This window comes from Pseudomonas sp. URMO17WK12:I6 (genome assembly GCF_003253625.1).
GTDB lineage: Bacteria > Pseudomonadota > Gammaproteobacteria > Pseudomonadales > Pseudomonadaceae > Aquipseudomonas.
Window position 1 is genome coordinate 54,672 of the sequence record NZ_QKYZ01000022.1, and the last position, 18,506, is coordinate 73,177.

Consider the following 18,506-nt stretch of genomic DNA (forward strand, 5'->3'; position numbering starts at 1 on the left):
ATCATTCACCCCACACCTCCTCGAACACCCGCACCCAGTTTGCCCCCATGATCTTGCGCACCACCCGCTCGGGATGACCGCGTCTGAGCAGGGTTTCGGTGAGGTTAGGAAACTCGCCGACGGTACGGATGCCCAGCGGATTGATGATCTTGCCAAAGCGTGTCAGACGCCGTGCGTAGCCCTTGTCGTGGGTCAGATACTCAAAGAAGTCCTGGCCATGCCCTTGAGTGAAATCAGTGCCAATACCAATGGCATCTTCACCGACGATGTTCATGATGTATTCGATGGCCTCAGCGAAATCATCAATGGTCGCGTCCACGCCCTTGGCCAAGAACGGGGTAAACATGGTCACGCCAACGAAGCCGCCGTGGTCGGCGATGAACTTCAATTCCGCGTCGGTCTTGTTGCGCGGATGCTCCTTGAGTCCCATGGGCAAGCAGTGCGAATAGGTCACCGGTTTGCTCGAAGCCAGGATGACCTCCTCACTGGTACGCGAACCGACGTGGGACAAATCGCACATGATGCCAACGCGGTTCATCTCAGCAACGATCTCCCGGCCGAAACCCGACAGCCCGCCATCACGCTCGTAGCTACCCGTCCCCACCAGATTCTGAGTGTTGTAGCACAACTGTACGATCCCCACGCCCAACTGCTTGAAGATCTCCACATAGACGATCTGGTCCTCGAACGCGTGGGCGTTCTGAAAGCCAAGAAGAATACCGGTCTTGCCGAGCTCCTTGGCCTTGCGTATATCCGCGGTGGTACGCACCTGCATCACCAGATCACTGTTCTCGCGGATCAGTTTCTGGCTGGCGGCAATGGTATCCATCGTCTTTTGGAAGCCTTCCCACACCGAAACCGTACAATTAGCGGTAGTCAAGCCGCCTTTGCGCATGTCCTCAAACAGCTCACGGTTCCATTTGGCGATGACCAGACCATCGATCACGATACTGTCGTCATGTACTTCGCGCGCATTCATGCCGCGTCTCCCTTTTCAATAGATGCGTGAGCCAGTCCCGCGCATCGTCGCTCAAGCATCAACCCGGATGGCGAATATCTTTTAAACCACGCGCCGGTTCCACGCCTGGCCCATCGTGCAGAGAAATTCGCGAGGTCTCTGACAAGCCCAGACCTCCCGCCAGTGCCAGCAAGGCGATCACCACCAGGTAGAAGGCTGGCGCCAGGCTGCTGCCAGTCTGGTTAATCAGCCATGTTGCAACCAGCGGCGCGGTACCACCAAACAACGTGTAGGCAATGTTGTAGGTGATCGCCGATGCGGTGTAACGGGTGCAACTTCGGAGAGCAGCGCGGCCGTAACCACGCCCGACAGCACAGCGCCCACCGCGAGCAACAAGACCCCGAATATCGCCGCTGGTACTTGACCGGCGCTAGCCAGCCAGTAGGCCGAAAAAACCGTCAGGATCACCCACGAACAAGTCGTGGCGACTGTCCTGCGCCGGCCGAATCGATCCGAGAAAGCCCCTGCCGCCGGGCAGACACCGGCCGCGAACAGCAACGCCACCGTCGAGACCATCAGTGACTGCTCACGGCTAAGATGCCCAACCACCTGCAGGTAGGTGGCGAAGTATGTGGTGAACATATAGAAGGACAGTGCAGTCAACGAAATGAAGGCGCCAAGCCGCAGGATGGAGCCCCTCTGCTGCTGCAAAGTTTCGCGAAGCGGTGAATGGGCATGGGCATGGGTTTTATCTTCGGCCATGGAGTGCCGGAAAGCCGGGGTTTCCTCCATCTTCCAACGCAGGTAGAGGCCCACTAACCCGAGCGGTGCAGCCACCAGAAACGGCACCCGCCAGCCCCATGCGCCCATTGCTTCGGCCGACAGGCTGGCTTCCAGCAGGTAAGCCATGATTGCTGCACACGCGAAGGCCGAGAAAGTCGAGACGGGAATGAAACTGCCATACCAGGCACGCTTGTGATTCGGCGCATGTTCCATCAGATAGGCGCAGGCACCGGCGTACTCGCCACCAGCGGAAAATCCTTGGACACAGCGGGTAAGCGTCAGCAGTACGGGCGCCATCAGCCCTATGCTCGCGTAGGTCGGCAGCAGACCGATCATCGTGGTGGCACCAGCCATCATCAGCACCGTGACCGACAATACGCGTTTGCGTCCCAAGCGATCACCGAGCGTGCCGAATACGATGCCACCCAGTGGCCGCAAGGCGAAGGCAACCGCGAAGATGGCGAAGGTTTGGAGCAAGGCGGCGCTGGGGTCCGCACTGGAAAAGAATTGTTTGGCGATGGTGGTGGCGAGAAATCCGTAAACCGCGAAATCGAACCACTCTACAAAGTTACCCACTGCGGCTGCCGCGATGACCTTACGCAGTGTGGCCGGTGAAACATGGCCTGTTTCGCTCATTGTGGTGCTCTCCTGGATTATTCTAATTAAATAAGATGGGCAGCCAATAATTGGGAACAAACTAGGTGCAGAATTCTTGTTGTGGTGGTACTTGTTGCGCTACTGCAGTCAGCCATTGTCGACCGGCAAGGCGAGCGCTTGTGGTGATAAACTTGGTGCCATCATATGCAGACTGTCCCGGGGCGACCAGACTTCCTGATCACCTAGGTAATCGGCGTTATTGCATTCATCCATTTGCGAGAGAAACTGTCGTTATGCGTGAAGAAGATTGTCTGAATCCCGAATATCTTCTTCATCATTTACCGGTCGCTGTGATCATTGCCCGCAATCGGGTGATCCTGAACTGCAATGCCTTGGCGCGGACAATGTTTCGCGCCAGTGATGTGCAAATCATTGGGGCCTCGTTCGCGATGCTGTACCCCAAACAGAAAGACTTCGAAACCGCGGCGGAACATTTCGGCCCCCTGCTTTCGCGACATGCCGACTTTCATGATGACCGCTTAATGCGCCGTCTGGACGGCACGCATTTCTGGGTGACCGTTCGGGGTTACGGCTTCAACGAAAGTAATCCGTATGAACTGGCTGCTTGGGTATTCACTGAAGTGGATACCCGGAAACAAGAGGACCTGAAGGAGAAAGTGATCCTCACCTCTCGAGAACGCGAAGTGGCTGCGCTGTTGGTAGACGGACTGACCAGCAAGGAAGCTGCGAAAAGCCTGGGCATCAGTCCCAGAACCGTAGACATCCATCGCGGCAGCCTGCTTCGCAAATACGCGGTAAATTCCACACCTGATCTGATTCGACAGATCGTCAACTAGCCTGCGCCGGGTCGCGTACACCGGCCGGGAAAGTCACCGACGCCAGTTGTGCCAGACGCAACGCGGTCAGCGGGGTTTGTTCCGCTGGCTTGACCACCAGAGTGGCGAGCAGGGCCGGGGCGATTTTCCAGGCAACCATTAGTGCGGGTAGTTCCACGGCGCGATGGAGGCGATCACGAACACCGGGGCGCGGCCCAGGGCACCCGCTACTTCAGCAGAGTCCCCCCCTCGCCAACGCAGGTGCCGGGATATCCCTGGTTCGCAGTGATGCTCGACAAGTCTCTCGCCCCGCGCCTGCGTTCGATGTTCGATGTTCGATGTTCGATGTTCGATGTTCGATGTTCGATGTTCAGCATGAAACAGAATCAGACGCTGCCGGTGGAGCTATCCTGTGACAACCTGTCTTTACTGCGCGACCTGACGTTGTGTAGCGACAACATCCTGTTCACCTGGAGCTCTTGGCTCGATCACGGCGACCGCAATGGCGGCCTAGTAAACTTGGGCTCCCTGTTACATCCCGAACTTTCGCCATCGGATATGTGTATCGAGAGCGCCATCGTGCAACTGGCGGGACGCACCCTATCGCCACCCGCGCAGCGGCTAGTGGACCTGATCCTTGCACAGGCCTGACTCGCCGAAAAGACCTCACAACGTCGCTAGCCTGCCTTTCGTAACGCTGCGATATCTCGTTTAGGAGCAACTCCAAACAGTCGACTGTATTCGCGGCTGAACTGGGAGGGGCTTTCATATCCAACCTTGAAAGCCGCACTGGATACGTCCTGATGTTCATTGAGCATCAATCGTCTTGCCTCATTCAGTCGAAGCCATTTTTGATACTGCAAGGGGCTCATTGCGGTGAGTTGGCGGAAGTGGTGGTGGAAGGTTGGCGTACTCATCTGGACACGGGCCGCTAGCTCATCGACTCGAAGCGCCGAGGTGTAATTCAACTTCAACCAATCGATGGCTTTCGCGATCCGATAACCTTGACCATCGACAGAAGTTATCTGTCGAAGCCGGCCCGCCTGATCACTTTTCAAGAGACGGTAGTGAATTTCACGCTGGATCAAGGGGGCGAGAACAGGAATGGCTTCCGGCTCATCAAGCAGCGCCAATAAGCGTTCGAACGACGCCAGCATGGCTGCGGTCACTGAACCAATGCCTACCCCTTTCGTAACTGAACGCTCACGGGTGGGCGGCAGGTCACTCTGCGTTATCAGCTCGGCCAGCATGCGCAAATCGAGCTTGAACGTCAGCCCCAGGCATGGTTGCTCCGGGCTCGCCGCGAGCACCTCCGAGTTGGCAGGCAAATCCAGTGAGGTGACCAGAAATCGCGTAGTGTCGTAGGGATAACCCTCACCGCCTACCCACAGCTGTTTCTCGCCTTGGGCGACAAGAATGATGCTCGGCTCGACCATGCAAACAACGGGCGGCGTCGGGTGTTCGCGCCGAAAGAACCCGAGGCCCGCAATCGAGGTTGCGTAGTCGCCGGGTTTCAATACCCGCGAGCCAATGACCTGGGTGAGCGCCTCCTGGGGCGAAGTGGGGGTTTCGTGTGGGGGCATCATGTTCGTCTCGTAGCTCTTCGCTGAACTCTAACTCGCCCGCACGCAGCCGTCCTGAAAAAGATCAAAGACTCATAGAATCAGGCAAGTAATCCAGCGTAATACACTGTTACCAGTCTGAGCAGAGCGGGAAAATGTTCATCCGACACACCATCGAGGACTTTCCCATGTTTGTACACGCCTATGGTGCTCATGCGGGCGACAAACCCCTTGAGCCTTTGCAGATCACTCGCCGTTCCCCAGCAGCCCATGACGTCCAGATTGATATCGCCTTCTGCGGTATCTGCCATTCGGACTTGCATCAGGTGCGTGCCGAATGGGCAGGCACGCAGTTCCCCTGCGTACCGGGACACGAAATTGTGGGTCGTGTATCGGCGGTCGGCGCGCATGTTGCGGACTTCAAAGTCGGCGATCTGGTGGGTGTCGGTTGCATCGTCGACAGCTGTAAACACTGTGACGACTGTGAGTCCGGCCTGGAAAATTACTGCGATGGCATGATCGGCACCTACAACTTTCCGACGCCAGAAGCCCCCGGCTGGACGCTGGGCGGCTACTCGCAAAACATTGTGGTGCATGAGCGTTATGTTCTGCGCATCCGTCACCCGGAGGAGCAATTGGCTGCCGTCGCGCCGCTGCTTTGCGCGGGCATCACCACTTACTCACCGCTGCGTCACTGGAATGCAGGACCGGGCAAAAAAATCGGCGTGGTCGGCATCGGTGGGCTGGGCCATATGGGCATCAAGCTGGCCCATGCAATGGGCGCTCACGTTGTGGCGTTCACCACGTCTGAATCCAAGCGCGAAGCGGCGAAGGAATTGGGCGCGGACGAAGTGGTGGTATCGCGCAACGCTGAGGAGATGGCCGCGCATACAAAGAGCTTCGACTTCATCCTCAATACCGTCGCAGCGCCCCACGATCTTGATGCTTTTCTGGTGTTACTCAAACGTGACGGTGCGCTGACGTTGGTCGGTGCACCCGCCTCGCCGCATCCATCGCCTAACGTGTTCAACATGATCATGAAGCGCCGAACGATTGCCGGCTCGATGATCGGCGGTATCCCCGAAACGCAGGAGATGCTGGATTTTTGTGCCCTACACGGCATCGTCGCCGACATCGAACTGGTACGCGCCGATCAGATCAACAACGCCTACGAACGGATGCTCAAGGGTGACGTGAAGTATCGCTTCGTGATCGACAACGCCACATTGGTTGGCTAATCGAAAGACTCCAGCCGGTAACGACTCAACCGAAAGGATGATCCAGTGAAAGGTATTTTTCTCGCCCTCGGGCTACTTGTTACCTCTTTTTCTTCGATGGGAGCCGATATGTCAAACGGTGCAGACAACTTCTACAAAAGCGACAAAGTGACGGTGGAAAAGGTCACCTTCAAAAATCAATACGGAATGAAAGTCGCGGGCAACCTGTTCACGCCGACAGACCTCGATCCGAAAACGAAAAACGCAGCCATTGTCGTTGGACACCCCATGGGCGCCGTAAAGGAGCAGAGTGCAAACCTCTACGCCACCAAAATGGCTGAACAAGGATTTGTCACGTTGTCGCTGGACTTGTCCTTCTGGGGCGCCAGCGAAGGCACACCTCGCCAAGCAGTCTCGCCTGATATCTATGCCGAAGACTTTAGTGCCGCCGTGGACTTTCTCGGCACTCAACCCATTGTTGATCGCGAGCGTATTGGCGTCATTGGCATCTGTGGCAGTGGCAGCTTCGCCATCAGCGCGGCCAAGATTGATCCGCGCCTCAAGGCGATCGCCACCGTCAGCATGTACGACATGGGCGCAGCCAATCGTAATGGCCTCAAGCATGGCGTAACGGCGGAACAACGTCAGCAGATCATTCGCGAGGCAGCGCAGCAGCGCGACGCCGAATCCTGGGGTGGCGAAGTCCGCTATACCAGCGGCTCACCACTGAAATTGACTGGCAACGCCGTGGGCGACGAGTTTTACGACTTCTACCGCACTCCACGAGGTGAGGTTACGCCTGCCGGTGCGTCGGCGCAGACAACCACCATGCCGACGCTGACCAGCAACGTAAAATTCATGAACTTCTATCCGTTTAACGACATCGAGACGATCTCCCCTCGCCCACTGCTGTTCATCGCTGGTGCCCAGGCACACTCGCGAGAGTTCAGTGAAGATGCCTACAAGCGCGCTGCCGAACCCAAAGAACTGCTGATCATTCCAGACGCCGGGCATGTGGATCTTTACGACCGGGTCAACCTCATTCCATTCGCCAAATTGACCTCGTTCTTCAAAAGCAACCTGAAGTAGCCTGATCGGCGCCCTGCTCGGGCACCGGCTCTCTCTCGCGGCCTCGTTCACGGGGCCACGACGCTTCGCGCATTACAGGATTCAATCAATGACCAAACACTCTCCCGCCCCCCCGAAAGCTGAACAATCGTGGGGCGCCGTATTCGCCATGTCGCTTGCAGCCTTCGTGCTGGTGGCATCGGAATTCATGCCCGTCAGCCTGCTGACGCCGATTGCCGCCGACTTGCATATCACCGAGGGGCAAGCAGGCCAGGGTATTTCTGTCTCTGGACTGTTTGCACTGTTCGCCAGCCTTCTGATCGCTTCGGTGGCGGCGCGGGTCGACCGCAAACCTCTGCTGTTGTCACTGACTGTGCTGATGATCATTTCGGGAACAGTGGTCGCTTTCGCGCCGAATTACTGGGTATTCATGATCGGTCGCGCGTTGATCGGGGTAGCGATAGGCGGCTTCTGGTCGCTGTCTGCCGCAACCGCCATGCGCCTGGTGCCTGAAGACCAGATCACTCGCGCCATGGCAATCGTCAACGGCGGCAACGCTTTGGCAACAGTGATTGCAGCGCCGCTGGGCAGTTTCCTTGGCGCGTTGATCGGCTGGCGCGGTGCATTTTTGTGCGTTATCCCGGTAGCGGTGATCGCCTCTGCCTGGCTTCTGTTTAGCCTTCCGGCGATGAAGTCACAAAGTGGTTCGGGCACTGGGAATGTCTTCAAGTTGATGAAAAGCCCACCGGTCGCATTAGGCATGGTGGCGGTCAGTGTCTTTTTCATGGGGCAGTTTATGCTGTTTACCTACCTGCGCCCGTTCCTTGAAACGGTCACGCATGTCAGTGTTTCCACGCTGTCGCTGATGTTGCTCGTCTTGGGTCTGGCTGGGCTCGCGGGAACCTTCCTGATTGAAGCCTTCTTGAAAAATGGCCTGCATCGCACCCTCATCGTCATTCCGATATTGATGGCGGTGATCGCACTGGCGCTCGTTTCATTCGGCAGTTCGGCGGCCACCACCACTGTCTTGTTGGGTCTCTGGGGACTGGTTGCAACGGCAGCGCCAGTGGGATGGTGGACATGGCTGGCAAGAACATTGCCAGAGGCTGCTGAAGCGGGAGGTGGCTTAATGGTGGCGATCATTCAACTAGCCATTGCCTCGGGTGCAACCGTTGGCGGGCTGGTGTTTGACTTGAGCGGCTATCGCGCAACCTTCGAGTTGAGCGCCGCGTTGCTGGGCGTGGCGGCTGTGCTTGCCTTCCTGGCTGCACGCTCTGCCACGCGGGAGCCGGTTGCATCGGTGAACATCGCATAAAAAAACACAAGACACGCCAAGGCGTTTCTTGTGGTTCCGGTGGAGCAATCGTTCACAGGCTGGACGGTAAAATCAGCGTGCGCTGTCGATGATTTGGCCACCGTCCGGTGTCAGGCTGTATCCCGTCAGAAATTGCCCATCCTTGCTGGCGAGGAACAGCACCACTGGCGCAATGTCTTCCTCCGGCGATCCATAACGGCCAAGTACGTTAGTGGGCGCAGGCACATCGGCCGCAGCCCCCCAAGTGTCTGCGACCGGCATGACATTGTTTACCGTGATCTTGTCAGCGCCCCACTCCCTGGCCGCAGAGCGAGTCAAGGCCCGTACCGCCTCCTTCGCCATGTTGTAGGGGGCATAGCTCTGCATGCCGAGAACACCGGCCAGGGAAGCAAAATTGATCACCCTGCCCTCGCCGCTAGCTTTGAGATGGGGATAGCACGCCTGCATCGTTCGCAGATAAGCGATCGGGCCCATTTCAAAATTACGTTGCAACTGCTCGGCGGACAGCTCGAGCACCGATGAAAAAACCACCGAAGGATCGAAAGCATTGTTCACCAGAATGTCGATCCGTCCATAAGCATCCATCACCTTCTCGACAGCGGCGTTAATTTGATCAGGATCAGCGATATCGCAAACGATTCCGAGCGCGACGCCGCCTGCGGACTGAATACCAGAAACGACCTGATCGACATTTTCAGCCGTACGCGAAACGACCGCGACTTTCGCGCCCTGCACCGCGAAAAGCTTGGCGGTGGCTCGGCCGATACCACGACCGGCGCCGGTGACAATGGCAACTTTTCCACTGAGTCGAGTCATAGCATTCCCCATTATTCAAGAGTCGTCTGGATGATCGCCGCCGGTGCGTAAGGCGACGGAAATTCGCGAACGGCGTTTTGTGTCATGAAGGAGGCGGTCAGGAGAATGAGCCCCACGGCTGCCGGGATAGCACCTTTGGGCTTGTGAACACCCAGGTGCGCTGAAGCTGAAAGCAGCAGGTGATAAAACATGCCCGCATAAGCGAGATCACTGAGTGCCACATTGAAGCGCCACAAAATAGCGACGGACCCTAGTAACTTCACCACGATCATCAAAGACACAAGGTGGGAGGCTGAATAGCCCAACTCCGCTTGTGCGTTTCGTACATAGTCTCCTTTGGCGATGTACATCGAGGCAGAGGCGAAATAGAGCAGCGAAAGCAGCGCCGTGCTAATCCAGTAAATATAATTTTCGATCATGAGGTTTTCCTAAGCAGGTATTGTTACGTCGACTTAGGGCAAAGATGTCGCCTAACATGAAAACCCACAAGTAGGATGAAATACTGGTACTTAGTATGGAAAACCAGACTAATGATGACGCTCAGATCAACATGCACGAGGAAATGCGCCGCGCATTTTCGCTGCTTTCAGGCAAGTGGAAGCTTGAAATCATGTGGCTGCTAAACCAGCGAATCTACCGCTTTGGGGAACTGCGCAAGGCGATCAGCGGCATCACGCAACACATGCTGACGGCGCAACTCCGAGAGCTTGAAAACGATGGCCTGATCTCGCGAACAGTCTTCGCGGAAGTACCTCCGCGCGTCGAATATGAGATGACAGCCAAGGCGCGTGCACTCGGGCCGACGATGGCGGCACTCGCCACCTGGTGGAGCGAGTACGGGAAAAGCGTCCCCGTGAAACCAAATCCACGTGGCCGAAAAGCTAACAGCACCCGCAAAGGTGATGGGGTGGTTTAAACCTGCGCGATTCACTGCAGCCGAGGTGATGTGCGACGTGCCTCCTGCGCCTTGAAAGCCAGCTGATTCAGAACCTCCGACGCTTACTCCAAGGTCAGTTAGCTATCTAGTCTATTTGCGTAATCGAATTCCAAGCAGCCTTCGCGAGAAAGTCCTGATACTGCTTCGGGCTTTTTTTGACCCTCCCGGAAAGCCAGGCACGCGAATAGCTTTCAGTCGCTCCGATGATGAGTGACGGTAAGAGCTCTGCAGGAAGATGACTGAACTGCTCCTTGCGGCCCTCGACACTCATCCAGTCCAACAACTGTCTGTTGCGTTGTTTATTGCGTTCAAGCAATTCACCGTTGAAAGGCCCATTTGAGACGGCGTAGCGACTTTGGAAAACAAAGCGAGCCCAATCCGGTTGTTCATCGACCCATTCAGCATAGCTATAGATCAGAGCCGCTACACCCGCTTGAGCCGTCTGTGCTTTCTGCAAATAGCTATCTCGGAGCGCTGCCTGATCTTCTAGCGCAGCGAAAAAAAGAGCGGCCACCAGTCCCTCTTTACTGCCGAAGTGATGATAGATAGCGCCTACGCTCGTTTCGCATTGAGCCCGAATGGTTTCGATGTTTGTGGCTTCGATGCCTACCTCGTTAAAGCAGGCAAGTGCTCGGCGCAGGATAGTGCGCTTGAGCTCGCTACGCCTTCCCGGATAGATACGCTCGATCAGATCAGTTGAATGCATGAGGGGAAACGCCAAATGAAGCGGAGTCTATAGGGTGAATGCACCGTAAAGAAAGCTTGGCTTGACAGCTTCCAGACATACAGAATATTGTTCCGTTACAGAATATTATTCTGTTATCAGCCAAGAGGGTATCTCATGAGTCAAGCTCTAAGCATGTTCAATAGCGTAGGCCCCGCTGCGTTCAGCAATATGGCCTGCCAAATGGCACCTTACTTCAGCACGATCGCCCCTGAGATTTCAGAGCTCAGCCCAGGCCATGCAGTCGTTAACGTGCCGTTTCGCAAGGAAATCACCAACCATCTGGCATCTGTGCACGCGATAGCCCTGTGCAACGCAGCCGAGCTCGCGGGCGGAATGATGACTGACGCATCTATTCCTTCAGGCGCCAAATGGATTCCGAAAGGCATGACTGTTGAATATCTCGCGAAAGCAAAATCGAGCATTCGAGCTGTAGCTGATGGCAGCGGTATTGACTGGAAAACCGGCGGCGACAAGTTCGTTCCGGTTGATATCTTCGACGAGGGTGGCGTGAAAGTTTTCACTGCCAGAATCACGATGAATGTGAAAATCGCTTAGGCCTTTTCTATAGGCTCGGCGTTATGCCGAGCCAAATCGCTCCTGCTGCGTACATGAAAAATTCGTCATAGTTTCCACAATTAGCTGTCACCGGTAGAGTTTGAAAAGCGCTACACAGCGAGCTTGGGCAGTGTCTAGAAAACCCGGGGCGATTCAGGGCGTTACACGCCCCCCTAATCATGGGGATGAAGGCGGACTCTGGATCTGCATTACAGAGGCACCTCCCGCCTTCGGCAGAAAATGTCGGCGCGTCATGCACAGATTCGACCGGGCAAAGACTTTCACCAACTGTGTCGTTTTCTTGGGCAGCCCATGGAAGCGCACCTTCACTTCATCCAACTCGCTATTGCGTCTGGCGCACCGTTGGCGGGCTAGTCTTCGACTCGAGCGGCTATAAAGCGACCTTCGATTTGAGCGCCATGTCTTGCGGTTTCGGTGGGGATACCTTCGGAAATTGGACGTGACCGTCAGCGTGCGCGGTCATTACGGAGACAACGGAATCAAGGCGGGTTTCACAGATGGCATATGCATTCTCCCCCGTGCAGATACAAAACGTGCTTTGCTAAAACATCGGGAGCATGAGGGGGCAACCGATACACCTCAACTCCATCCACGATTCGATGTTCACCTGGACGTTCCCCATCATTAGATGTGTAAGCCTGGCCGGGCCCATCTTGCGCACTTTTAAATACCTTCGAACAATGCTTCGAGAGAACCGCAAATTCGTTTTCGCCGGGTCATGCGTAGGAGCGCAACAATCACCCGAATTTGAAAGCTAGGCACTTAGTGATCGGCGCTGATGTTTATCTTCGCCCATGCTACGTGATTGCAACCCAGAATATTGTCAGGTACGCGACAGTCAGCAGGAACCTCCGCACAAGGTCGCAGTGTATTTTCCGCTTTAGGTCCATCGTGTATAAAACACCGGGCAACCCCTTACCACCATTTCGGAAGCTTCATCTCAGGGATCACCTATGGCGCTCAGCGCCTCGCTCACTCTTGCACACTACAAAAGGAGGAGCCCTGCAATGCGAGGTGCATTTCACTTCCTGGCTCGCATACCGAGCAACCGCAATGCCCTTATCAAGGTCTGCCGACTAAAACATAGTCGATGAATGCGCGAAGTTTGGGCAGCACATTTCGCCGACTGGGATAATAAAGCGCCAATCCGGGAAAGGTCACCGAGAAGCTTTCGAGTAAGACTTCAAGTGTCCCAGCGTGGATATTGCGCGCAACGAGAGATCGCGGAAGCATGAACAATCCGACCCCTCGCTCCGCGGCGTGAATACAAGCGGCCACATCATCCAGTATCAACGGACCACGAACGCGCACTACGTGCCTTTCGCCCGAGACACTGAATGTCCAGCTGTCCAGCACGATACCCGCCTGCCGATAGGTGATGCACGGCAAGCTTAAGATATCATCAGGCAGCAGAGGCCGCGCATAGCGCGCAATCAGGGACGGTGAGCCGACAACAATGTTGGGTTCCTCAGCGGTCAGAGGTACCGCAACCATATCAGCGTGTACATATGAACGCGGTCGTACTCCGGCATCGCAACCTTCATCAATGATGTCCACCAGGTGATCATCACCGACAAATTCAAGCTGTATTCCCGGGTTCGCGCTAAGGAACCCAGGCACGAAGCGTTCTGTCAGCATAGGAACACTTGCCCTGGGAACACTGATTCGAAGCAGCCCGGTTACAGACTCACCGAAGTTACGCGCGGACTCAATTCCCAGAAGTACCTGCTGAGCAGCAGGCCGCACTTGAAGCAGCAGTCTTTCGCCAGCCTCAGTCAGTCCGACGCTTCTGGTAGTTCGTGCCAGCAGTGGCACTCCCACTCGCTGCTCGAATGCGCGTATCGCCTGACTAACAGCTGATGGCGTAATGCCAAGGCGGCGCGCAGCCGCCCGGAAGCCGCGTTCTTCGGCGACCGCCAAGAACACGAGAACCCCATCTAACTCACCGCGTCCGATTGTGTAGTTCATCTAAACAGTATGAGTAGGTGGCAGTGGATTATCAACCACGGCATTCAAGGGGAAAATAATGTATCAACCCCCTAGAAAGGATTGCTTCATGAATGCTGAAACCAAACAAAACCGCGCCTATCACCTCGAAAAATTTGGCGGGCTCGATGGCCTTGTCAACGGTGCCATAGCGATTCCGACTCCGGCCTCAGGCGAAGTCGTCGTCCGCGTACGCGCCTCCTCGTTGAATTTCCGAGACATCCTCATTCTGCAAGGACACTACACAGCGCCCGTACCGTCGGGCACCATCCCTCTTTCCGATGGTGCAGGTGAGGTGGTCGCCGTTGGCGAGGGAGTGACTCGCTTCGTCACTGGGGATCGAGTCGTGAACTCATTCTTCCCTGAATGGATCGACGGGCCGTTCACCGGAAAATATTCCCAGTACTCATATGATGTCGACGGCTGGCTGGCAGATTACCGCGTCACGTCAGAAAACGCTCTGGCACACATTCCTGACAGTCTGAGCTTTGAAGAGGCCGCTACCCTACCTTGTGCTGCGGTCACTGCGTGGTCTGCGGTCAAAGGAGTAAGCGCAGGCGACACGGTACTGACACAGGGAACGGGAGGCGTCTCGTTGTTCGCCATCCAGTTTGCGAGAGCGCTGGGCGCGCGCGTCATTGCCACGACATCCAGCGATGAAAAGTCCGAACAGCTCAAGCTGTTGGGCGTAGCCGACATCATCAACTACAAAACCCATCCCGCATGGTCGCAACAGGTCCGGGCGCTTACCAACGGCAATGGCGTCAATCGCATCGTTGAGGTGGGTGGCTCGGGCACTTTCCAGGAATCGGTCAAAGCCATTGCGGTGGGTGGCCAGGTTTCGATGGTTGGTGTACTCGCGGGCTTGGAAGGCACCGTAGACTTCATGTCCATGTTCATGAGCCAGGCGCGATACCAACCCATCGCTCTGGGCAGTCGACAAGATCTGGAAGATTTGATCGCAGGCATCGCCGCGCATGGAATCAGCCCTGTAATCGACAGTCGTTTTGAGTTTGGGGACGCCAAGCTGGCGTACGAAAAACTCATGACACGCGACGTCTTCGGTAAGGTCGTTATCAGCCACTGATGTGATGACCACCCAGTCAACGATTACTAGGGGGACCGATCATGACTGCTTATGTAATCTTCATCCGAGAAAAAACGGTCGATCAGCACGAGCTTGATATCTATGCACAAAAAGCGACCATTGCTCTTGCTGGCCTGCAGTTCAAGATGCTTTCAGCCTATCAACGGATTGAGGCGTTTGAAGGGGACTTACCAGAAGGCGTTGTACTTTTCTCGTTCCCGACATTCGAAGAGGCCACGGCCTGGTATCACGGCGACGCGTATCAGTCCATCGTTGGACACAGGCTCAAGGGTGCAGTCTATCGAGGGTTTGTCGTAGACGGCGTAAGTTAAAACGCCTACCGAGGATATCCAGAACCCTGCGTCGGCCATCGAAGGACACTTACCTAGGCTTACTAATCAGGAAATGAAGCGCGCAGCGAAACCTGCGAGCTTTTTCGCTAGGTCACGTGGCAGTCCCGATCACCTGATCACCTGGTCGCCCATCAGCACACGCCGAGGCACTCGGCAAAATGGTGATGGGCTATGCGTCAGGCAGGCTCAGACGACGACGCAATTGGCGAGCAGTAAGCTGTGCTCGCCAACCCGGCCCACCCTGCTGAAAGGCCATGGCCGAGGCCAAATTACCCATCTCGACCGGATCGCAACCCGCGTCGCTGACCAGTCCAGCAGCAATCTGCATAGCCTGCGGGTCATTGCTGGCGATCGGCATGCCGATCCGCCAGGGTGCAGCTTTCCACTAGACCAGTTTAATGAAGAGACAGCCACCGCAAGGAAGCTAAGGCCTGTACAAGCCTCTAACACGTACCTAGCGGATCTGCTCCCTCAGGCATGAGGCCGCTAATATGTACACATCCCAAAGCTATAATCAGTTGGAGAAATTGTTTTACCGCCCAATTGATGCCGCCATTCGCTGGTGTGACCTTATGGTTTACGAGGCTCAGATTCTTGATGCCGCATGGGATTGTTCTACCTCGCTTACCAAAACATTCCCCCAATGGCCGTGTCTCCCTGCCAACATCGAAAGGATATTCGATGCTGTTCGCAACCAAGAGCTCCCGTTTGGCCTTTTTGGCGTGACTGTAGCTCCAGGAACCCCCATCGATTGTAGGCTGCTCACGGTCAGGCATACTGACCTCAAATGGTGGATGCTTCATCATTATCCCGATCAGCGTCCGGCGTTTCTATTTGGAAAACTGCCCGCTGAGAACGAACAAATCAGTTTTGGTACTTACCTGACATTGCGAGCTGACCGGGAGGCGCTGGAGGTACAGCTCAAAGCGAGTGACGCCGCCCTTCGTGAGCTCCTTGAGGAGCTCAAGGCTATCGGTTTGGAACGGGAAAGCTTACGTGCACTCGTTAAAGCACAAGGTAAGCTCAGCGAGCGCAGCGAAACTGGATATCAGCATGTGATCGGTGCCTTACTCGAAACCCTCCTCGGATCCTCACCAGCTGGAAAACCCAACTCCGTGTTCGATAGCCAAGCCGCTATCGTTGATTCAATAACTGCGCACTATGAAGGTACTCCACCGGGAACCGTAGAGCACGTGGTGTTGTGCAGCGGCAGCGCCCATATCGGCCCGGCGACTGGACCTGTATTGCTGAACGCTGGCGACGACATCAGCTACCTGGCGAATGTGCCTCACGTGTTCGAAGCACTCGAGGCGGACACCACTGCGGTGATGGTGATAGAGCATTCCTGAGATAGGTGGCATGGACACGCCAAATGTTGAATCGCCCTGAATTTTCTGGACGCCCTGACAGCGACTCACGATGCCCCTGACTCCAATGCGGAGTTAACAGTAACCATTAGAACCCTAATGGAATTCTGCCAGTACTCGCCATTTTCGTTCGCTCGTGTATCACGAGCGACTTGGGGTAAAAGTGGGGGGCATCATCAGTTTTTTTATCGCGCGAACCACTTTCCTAGAGCCCTGCCCAAATGTTTTCGATCTCAGGTGTACCCTGAAAAGCAGCGCTCAAACCCGTCACCCTCTCCGCCTTCATCACCATTTAATAACAGAGCGTTATAGGTAAATCGCAGATGGATTCTTCGCCGCAGCCTTGCTGCTCAATCGGTGGATTCCCGCGCCATGAAAAATCTAACTACATTACCTAGCAACACTGTGTAGCCTGCGCGTAAATGCCCAGGCCACACTGCAACGCAATCCTGTTTGCGCGGATGTTGAGTGGCCTTGACATGTTCGCTCAATTGAAACAGTCATTGCGCACTCAACAGCAGATTACGATCTCCACCTCGCAGCATCCGAGGCTAGACCTCTGATTCCTTCAGACTAAAACCTTTGTGGCATCACACTCTCCACTCCGCAGTAAGGCTCAAGCCAATTCGGCTAAAGATGCCGGATTGAATCCCTTCAGATCTGCGTAATCTCCATTTTCCACTTTGGCGACCCAATCCTTGTCACTCAGCAGAACACGCCCTACAGCGATCAGATCAAACTCTTCGCGCTCCATGCGTTCGATGAGCCGATCCAGGCTCGCAGGGATTGATCCCTTTCCGGCGAAGGCGTGAGTAACATCATTATCCAGCCCAACCGAACCAACGCTGATGGTTGTGGCTCCAGTGACTTTCTTTGCCCAGCCCGCGCAGTTCAGTCCGGTCTCCCCGTCAATTTCGGGAAACTCAGGTTCCCAGAAGCGTCGCTGCGAGCAATGCAGAACATCAACACCAGCCTCAACCAACGGCAGCAGCCAGTCTTCCATTAATGCAGGGGTGTCGGCGAGGCGCACGCCAAAGTCCTGCTGCTTCCATTGGCTAACGCGCATGATGATAGGGAATTCGGACCCGACCGCATGACGAACGGCAGACACGATCTCAGCGGCAAAACGGGAGCGCTCTTTGATAGTCGGTCCGCCATAACGATCGGTGCGCTGATTGGTGCCGGCCCAGAAGAACTGATCGATCAAATAACCATGAGCCCCATGGATCTCAACGGTGTCGAAACCCAATCGTTTCGCATCCGCCGCTGCCTTGGCGAATGCAGCAACTGTGTCTGCAATATCCTCTTCGCTCATCGCCACACCGCGCGGGTCGTTTGGCGAGTCGAGGCCAGATGGGCTTTCAACTGGCGCATCAGGCTCCCAGCCGCTGACGTCACGCACTGCACCGGTGTGCCAGAGTTGCGGCCCCATCCGGCCACCCGCATTGTGAACAGAATCGATCACGTTCTTCCATCCGGCTAACGCTGCCTCACCGTGGAAAAAAGGAATGTTGGAACCATTACGTGAAGCGGGACGATCAACGACGGTGCCTTCCGACAAGATCAACCCGACCTGACCCTCTGCCCGCCGCCGGTAGTAAGCAGTGCTCCCTTCGCCGGGGATGCCCTGCGGCGAAAAAATTGCCTCGTCATCGGCGCCATGACAATCCGGTTTTTCAGTTCAAGCGACCGGATGGAAAAGGGACGAAATAAAATGCTGGTATCTAGGTTTGACATTGGATGGACTCCGTTTGCTTTTGGAAGCCATATAAGTATATTTTGTAAACCAAATGTCAATTAGGCACTTAGAGTCGCCTAGGTATACATGAGGAAACTTCGATGCTGGAATTAAAGCCGCAATGTTTTTCGTCGGAGTGCCCAAGCCGGGCGCTGTTCGACCAAATCGCAGACAAGTGGTCGATGATGGTTCTGGCGGTACTTGATGACGGGCCGCATCGCTTTAATGCCATCAGGCGCCGCCTGGAGGGCGTCACTCAGAAGGCACTGACACAGTGCCTGCGACGGTTGGAACGAAATGGTCTCGTCTCGCGCCAAATCATTTCGTTCTCGCCTGTGGCAGTGCAGTATGAGATCACCCCACTTGGTCGAACACTGCAGCAGCCATTTCGCGAATTGCATAAATGGACGCTCGACAAATTGCCTGAAGTTGAAGCGGCCCGGTCGAAGTTTGACGAGGCCGCGGAGGCAAACCTACCAACGCCACATTAAGTGCCTAATTGACGCTGGGTTTATCTGCAACCGCCTGATGAAGTTATTACTGTTCAAGCGATCGCAGAAGTCACGCTGCCAGGTATTGGGCG

Annotated in this window: 18 protein-coding genes and 3 pseudogenes; 11 read left to right on the forward strand and 10 right to left on the reverse strand. The window is 55.6% G+C overall.

Going from position 1 to position 18,506, the window contains the following annotated elements:
* Nucleotide 1: 1 nt before the first annotated feature.
* Both F475_RS27515 and F475_RS27520 read right to left on the reverse strand, forming a co-directional pair.
* Nucleotides 2-979: a dipeptidase gene (locus F475_RS27515; protein ID WP_111455223.1), complete on the reverse strand. Its 978-nt coding sequence runs from the start codon at nt 977-979 to the stop codon at nt 2-4.
* 58 nt (nt 980-1,037) lie between these two features.
* Nucleotides 1,038-2,377: pseudogene (locus F475_RS27520) on the reverse strand (MFS transporter).
* Nucleotides 2,378-2,631: 254 nt separating this feature from the next.
* Between F475_RS27520 and F475_RS27525 the strand changes: the two are divergent.
* Entirely contained in the window at nt 2,632-3,195 is a 564-nt protein-coding gene (locus tag F475_RS27525; RefSeq protein WP_111455224.1) for a LuxR C-terminal-related transcriptional regulator, read from the forward strand.
* A gap of 16 nt (nt 3,196-3,211) precedes the next feature.
* On the opposite strand, the pseudogene F475_RS27530 reads toward F475_RS27525, so the two are convergent.
* Nucleotides 3,212-3,453: pseudogene (locus F475_RS27530) on the reverse strand (aldehyde dehydrogenase family protein); the annotation flags it as partial.
* Nucleotides 3,454-3,462: 9 nt separating this feature from the next.
* On the opposite strand from F475_RS27530, the gene F475_RS27535 reads away from it, so the two are divergent.
* On the forward strand, nt 3,463-3,825 hold the full coding sequence (locus F475_RS27535) for a hypothetical protein (protein ID WP_111455225.1): 363 nt from the start codon (nt 3,463-3,465) through the stop codon (nt 3,823-3,825).
* Nucleotides 3,826-3,851: 26 nt separating this feature from the next.
* Here F475_RS27535 and F475_RS27540 read toward each other — a convergent pair whose 3' ends face one another.
* Nucleotides 3,852-4,760, reverse strand: a complete 909-nt coding sequence (locus F475_RS27540; protein ID WP_111455226.1) for an AraC family transcriptional regulator — start codon at nt 4,758-4,760, stop codon at nt 3,852-3,854.
* 164 nt (nt 4,761-4,924) lie between these two features.
* Here F475_RS27540 and F475_RS27545 point away from each other — a divergent pair, with 164 nt between their 5' ends.
* The 3 genes from F475_RS27545 (at nt 4,925) to F475_RS27555 (ending at nt 8,336) form a co-directional block, all read left to right on the forward strand.
* Nucleotides 4,925-5,974 carry an NAD(P)-dependent alcohol dehydrogenase gene (locus F475_RS27545; RefSeq protein WP_111455256.1) on the forward strand — a complete coding sequence of 350 codons (1,050 nt, stop codon included), beginning with the start codon at nt 4,925-4,927 and terminating at the stop codon, nt 5,972-5,974.
* Between the two features lie 96 nt (nt 5,975-6,070).
* Nucleotides 6,071-7,042 carry an alpha/beta hydrolase gene (locus tag F475_RS27550; protein WP_371924448.1) on the forward strand — a complete coding sequence of 324 codons (972 nt, stop codon included), beginning with the start codon at nt 6,071-6,073 and terminating at the stop codon, nt 7,040-7,042.
* A gap of 88 nt (nt 7,043-7,130) precedes the next feature.
* Complete coding sequence (locus F475_RS27555; protein WP_090404502.1) at nt 7,131-8,336, forward strand: MFS transporter; 1,206 nt, start codon at nt 7,131-7,133, stop codon at nt 8,334-8,336.
* A 72-nt stretch (nt 8,337-8,408) separates the two neighbouring features.
* Here the strand turns inward: F475_RS27555 and F475_RS27560 are convergent, their stop codons facing one another.
* Nucleotides 8,409-9,152: an SDR family NAD(P)-dependent oxidoreductase gene (locus tag F475_RS27560; protein ID WP_111455257.1), complete on the reverse strand. Its 744-nt coding sequence runs from the start codon at nt 9,150-9,152 to the stop codon at nt 8,409-8,411.
* 11 nt (nt 9,153-9,163) lie between these two features.
* Nucleotides 9,164-9,571 carry a DoxX family protein gene (locus tag F475_RS27565; RefSeq protein WP_111455228.1) on the reverse strand — a complete coding sequence of 136 codons (408 nt, stop codon included), beginning with the start codon at nt 9,569-9,571 and terminating at the stop codon, nt 9,164-9,166.
* 95 nt (nt 9,572-9,666) lie between these two features.
* Between F475_RS27565 and F475_RS27570 the strand changes: the two genes are divergently transcribed.
* Entirely contained in the window at nt 9,667-10,068 is a 402-nt protein-coding gene (locus tag F475_RS27570; protein ID WP_111455229.1) for a helix-turn-helix domain-containing protein, read from the forward strand.
* Nucleotides 10,069-10,174: 106 nt separating this feature from the next.
* Here the strand turns inward: F475_RS27570 and F475_RS27575 are convergent, their stop codons facing one another.
* Nucleotides 10,175-10,795, reverse strand: a complete 621-nt coding sequence (locus tag F475_RS27575) for a TetR/AcrR family transcriptional regulator (RefSeq protein WP_111455230.1) — start codon at nt 10,793-10,795, stop codon at nt 10,175-10,177.
* Between the two features lie 135 nt (nt 10,796-10,930).
* Here F475_RS27575 and F475_RS27580 point away from each other — a divergent pair, with 135 nt between their 5' ends.
* The gene (locus F475_RS27580; RefSeq protein WP_057005557.1) at nt 10,931-11,371 is read left to right on the forward strand and encodes a hotdog fold domain-containing protein; all 441 of its coding nucleotides are present in this window, start codon (nt 10,931-10,933) and stop codon (nt 11,369-11,371) included.
* A 1,083-nt stretch (nt 11,372-12,454) separates the two neighbouring features.
* On the opposite strand, the gene F475_RS27585 is transcribed toward F475_RS27580, so the two are convergent.
* The gene (locus tag F475_RS27585) at nt 12,455-13,360 is read right to left on the reverse strand and encodes a LysR family transcriptional regulator (protein ID WP_111455231.1); all 906 of its coding nucleotides are present in this window, start codon (nt 13,358-13,360) and stop codon (nt 12,455-12,457) included.
* An 88-nt stretch (nt 13,361-13,448) separates the two neighbouring features.
* On the opposite strand from F475_RS27585, the gene F475_RS27590 reads away from it, so the two are divergent.
* Together F475_RS27590 and F475_RS27595 are read left to right on the forward strand one after the other, a co-directional pair.
* The gene (locus F475_RS27590) at nt 13,449-14,465 is read left to right on the forward strand and encodes an NAD(P)-dependent alcohol dehydrogenase (protein ID WP_256597256.1); all 1,017 of its coding nucleotides are present in this window, start codon (nt 13,449-13,451) and stop codon (nt 14,463-14,465) included.
* A gap of 41 nt (nt 14,466-14,506) precedes the next feature.
* Nucleotides 14,507-14,797, forward strand: a complete 291-nt coding sequence (locus tag F475_RS27595) for a DUF1330 domain-containing protein (RefSeq protein ID WP_111455233.1) — start codon at nt 14,507-14,509, stop codon at nt 14,795-14,797.
* A gap of 190 nt (nt 14,798-14,987) precedes the next feature.
* Here the strand turns inward: F475_RS27595 and F475_RS27600 are convergent, their stop codons facing one another.
* Nucleotides 14,988-15,176, reverse strand: a complete 189-nt coding sequence (locus tag F475_RS27600; protein WP_111455234.1) for a hypothetical protein — start codon at nt 15,174-15,176, stop codon at nt 14,988-14,990.
* 133 nt (nt 15,177-15,309) lie between these two features.
* Between F475_RS27600 and F475_RS30890 the strand changes: the two genes are divergently transcribed.
* Nucleotides 15,310-16,167, forward strand: a complete 858-nt coding sequence (locus F475_RS30890; RefSeq protein ID WP_177431139.1) for a hypothetical protein — start codon at nt 15,310-15,312, stop codon at nt 16,165-16,167.
* 634 nt (nt 16,168-16,801) lie between these two features.
* Here F475_RS30890 and F475_RS27610 read toward each other — a convergent pair.
* Nucleotides 16,802-17,922, reverse strand: a pseudogene (locus F475_RS27610) (NADH:flavin oxidoreductase).
* Nucleotides 17,923-18,024: 102 nt separating this feature from the next.
* Here F475_RS27610 and F475_RS27615 point away from each other — a divergent pair.
* Complete coding sequence (locus F475_RS27615; protein ID WP_019579030.1) at nt 18,025-18,414, forward strand: helix-turn-helix domain-containing protein; 390 nt, start codon at nt 18,025-18,027, stop codon at nt 18,412-18,414.
* Nucleotides 18,415-18,506 lie beyond the last annotated feature (92 nt).

What these genes read in the sequence shown, in the direction of transcription:
- F475_RS27615 (WP_019579030.1), top strand. Translation starts at nt 18,025, where the DNA reads ATGCTGGAATTAAAGCCGCAATGTTTTTCGTCGGAGTGCCCAAGCCGG.
- F475_RS27560 (WP_111455257.1), bottom strand. Translation starts at nt 9,152, where the DNA reads ATGACTCGACTCAGTGGAAAAGTTGCCATTGTCACCGGCGCCGGTCGT.
- F475_RS27555 (WP_090404502.1), top strand. Translation starts at nt 7,131, where the DNA reads ATGACCAAACACTCTCCCGCCCCCCCGAAAGCTGAACAATCGTGGGGC.
- F475_RS27595 (WP_111455233.1), top strand. Translation starts at nt 14,507, where the DNA reads ATGACTGCTTATGTAATCTTCATCCGAGAAAAAACGGTCGATCAGCAC.
- F475_RS27525 (WP_111455224.1), top strand. Translation starts at nt 2,632, where the DNA reads ATGCGTGAAGAAGATTGTCTGAATCCCGAATATCTTCTTCATCATTTA.
- F475_RS27580 (WP_057005557.1), top strand. Translation starts at nt 10,931, where the DNA reads ATGAGTCAAGCTCTAAGCATGTTCAATAGCGTAGGCCCCGCTGCGTTC.
- F475_RS27565 (WP_111455228.1), bottom strand. Translation starts at nt 9,571, where the DNA reads ATGATCGAAAATTATATTTACTGGATTAGCACGGCGCTGCTTTCGCTG.
- F475_RS27540 (WP_111455226.1), bottom strand. Translation starts at nt 4,760, where the DNA reads ATGATGCCCCCACACGAAACCCCCACTTCGCCCCAGGAGGCGCTCACC.
- F475_RS27585 (WP_111455231.1), bottom strand. Translation starts at nt 13,360, where the DNA reads ATGAACTACACAATCGGACGCGGTGAGTTAGATGGGGTTCTCGTGTTC.
- F475_RS27545 (WP_111455256.1), top strand. Translation starts at nt 4,925, where the DNA reads ATGTTTGTACACGCCTATGGTGCTCATGCGGGCGACAAACCCCTTGAG.
- F475_RS27570 (WP_111455229.1), top strand. Translation starts at nt 9,667, where the DNA reads ATGGAAAACCAGACTAATGATGACGCTCAGATCAACATGCACGAGGAA.
- F475_RS30890 (WP_177431139.1), top strand. Translation starts at nt 15,310, where the DNA reads ATGTACACATCCCAAAGCTATAATCAGTTGGAGAAATTGTTTTACCGC.
- F475_RS27590 (WP_256597256.1), top strand. Translation starts at nt 13,449, where the DNA reads ATGAATGCTGAAACCAAACAAAACCGCGCCTATCACCTCGAAAAATTT.
- F475_RS27600 (WP_111455234.1), bottom strand. Translation starts at nt 15,176, where the DNA reads ATGCCGATCGCCAGCAATGACCCGCAGGCTATGCAGATTGCTGCTGGA.
- F475_RS27550 (WP_371924448.1), top strand. Translation starts at nt 6,071, where the DNA reads ATGGGAGCCGATATGTCAAACGGTGCAGACAACTTCTACAAAAGCGAC.
- F475_RS27535 (WP_111455225.1), top strand. Translation starts at nt 3,463, where the DNA reads ATGCTCGACAAGTCTCTCGCCCCGCGCCTGCGTTCGATGTTCGATGTT.
- F475_RS27515 (WP_111455223.1), bottom strand. Translation starts at nt 979, where the DNA reads ATGAATGCGCGCGAAGTACATGACGACAGTATCGTGATCGATGGTCTG.
- F475_RS27575 (WP_111455230.1), bottom strand. Translation starts at nt 10,795, where the DNA reads ATGCATTCAACTGATCTGATCGAGCGTATCTATCCGGGAAGGCGTAGC.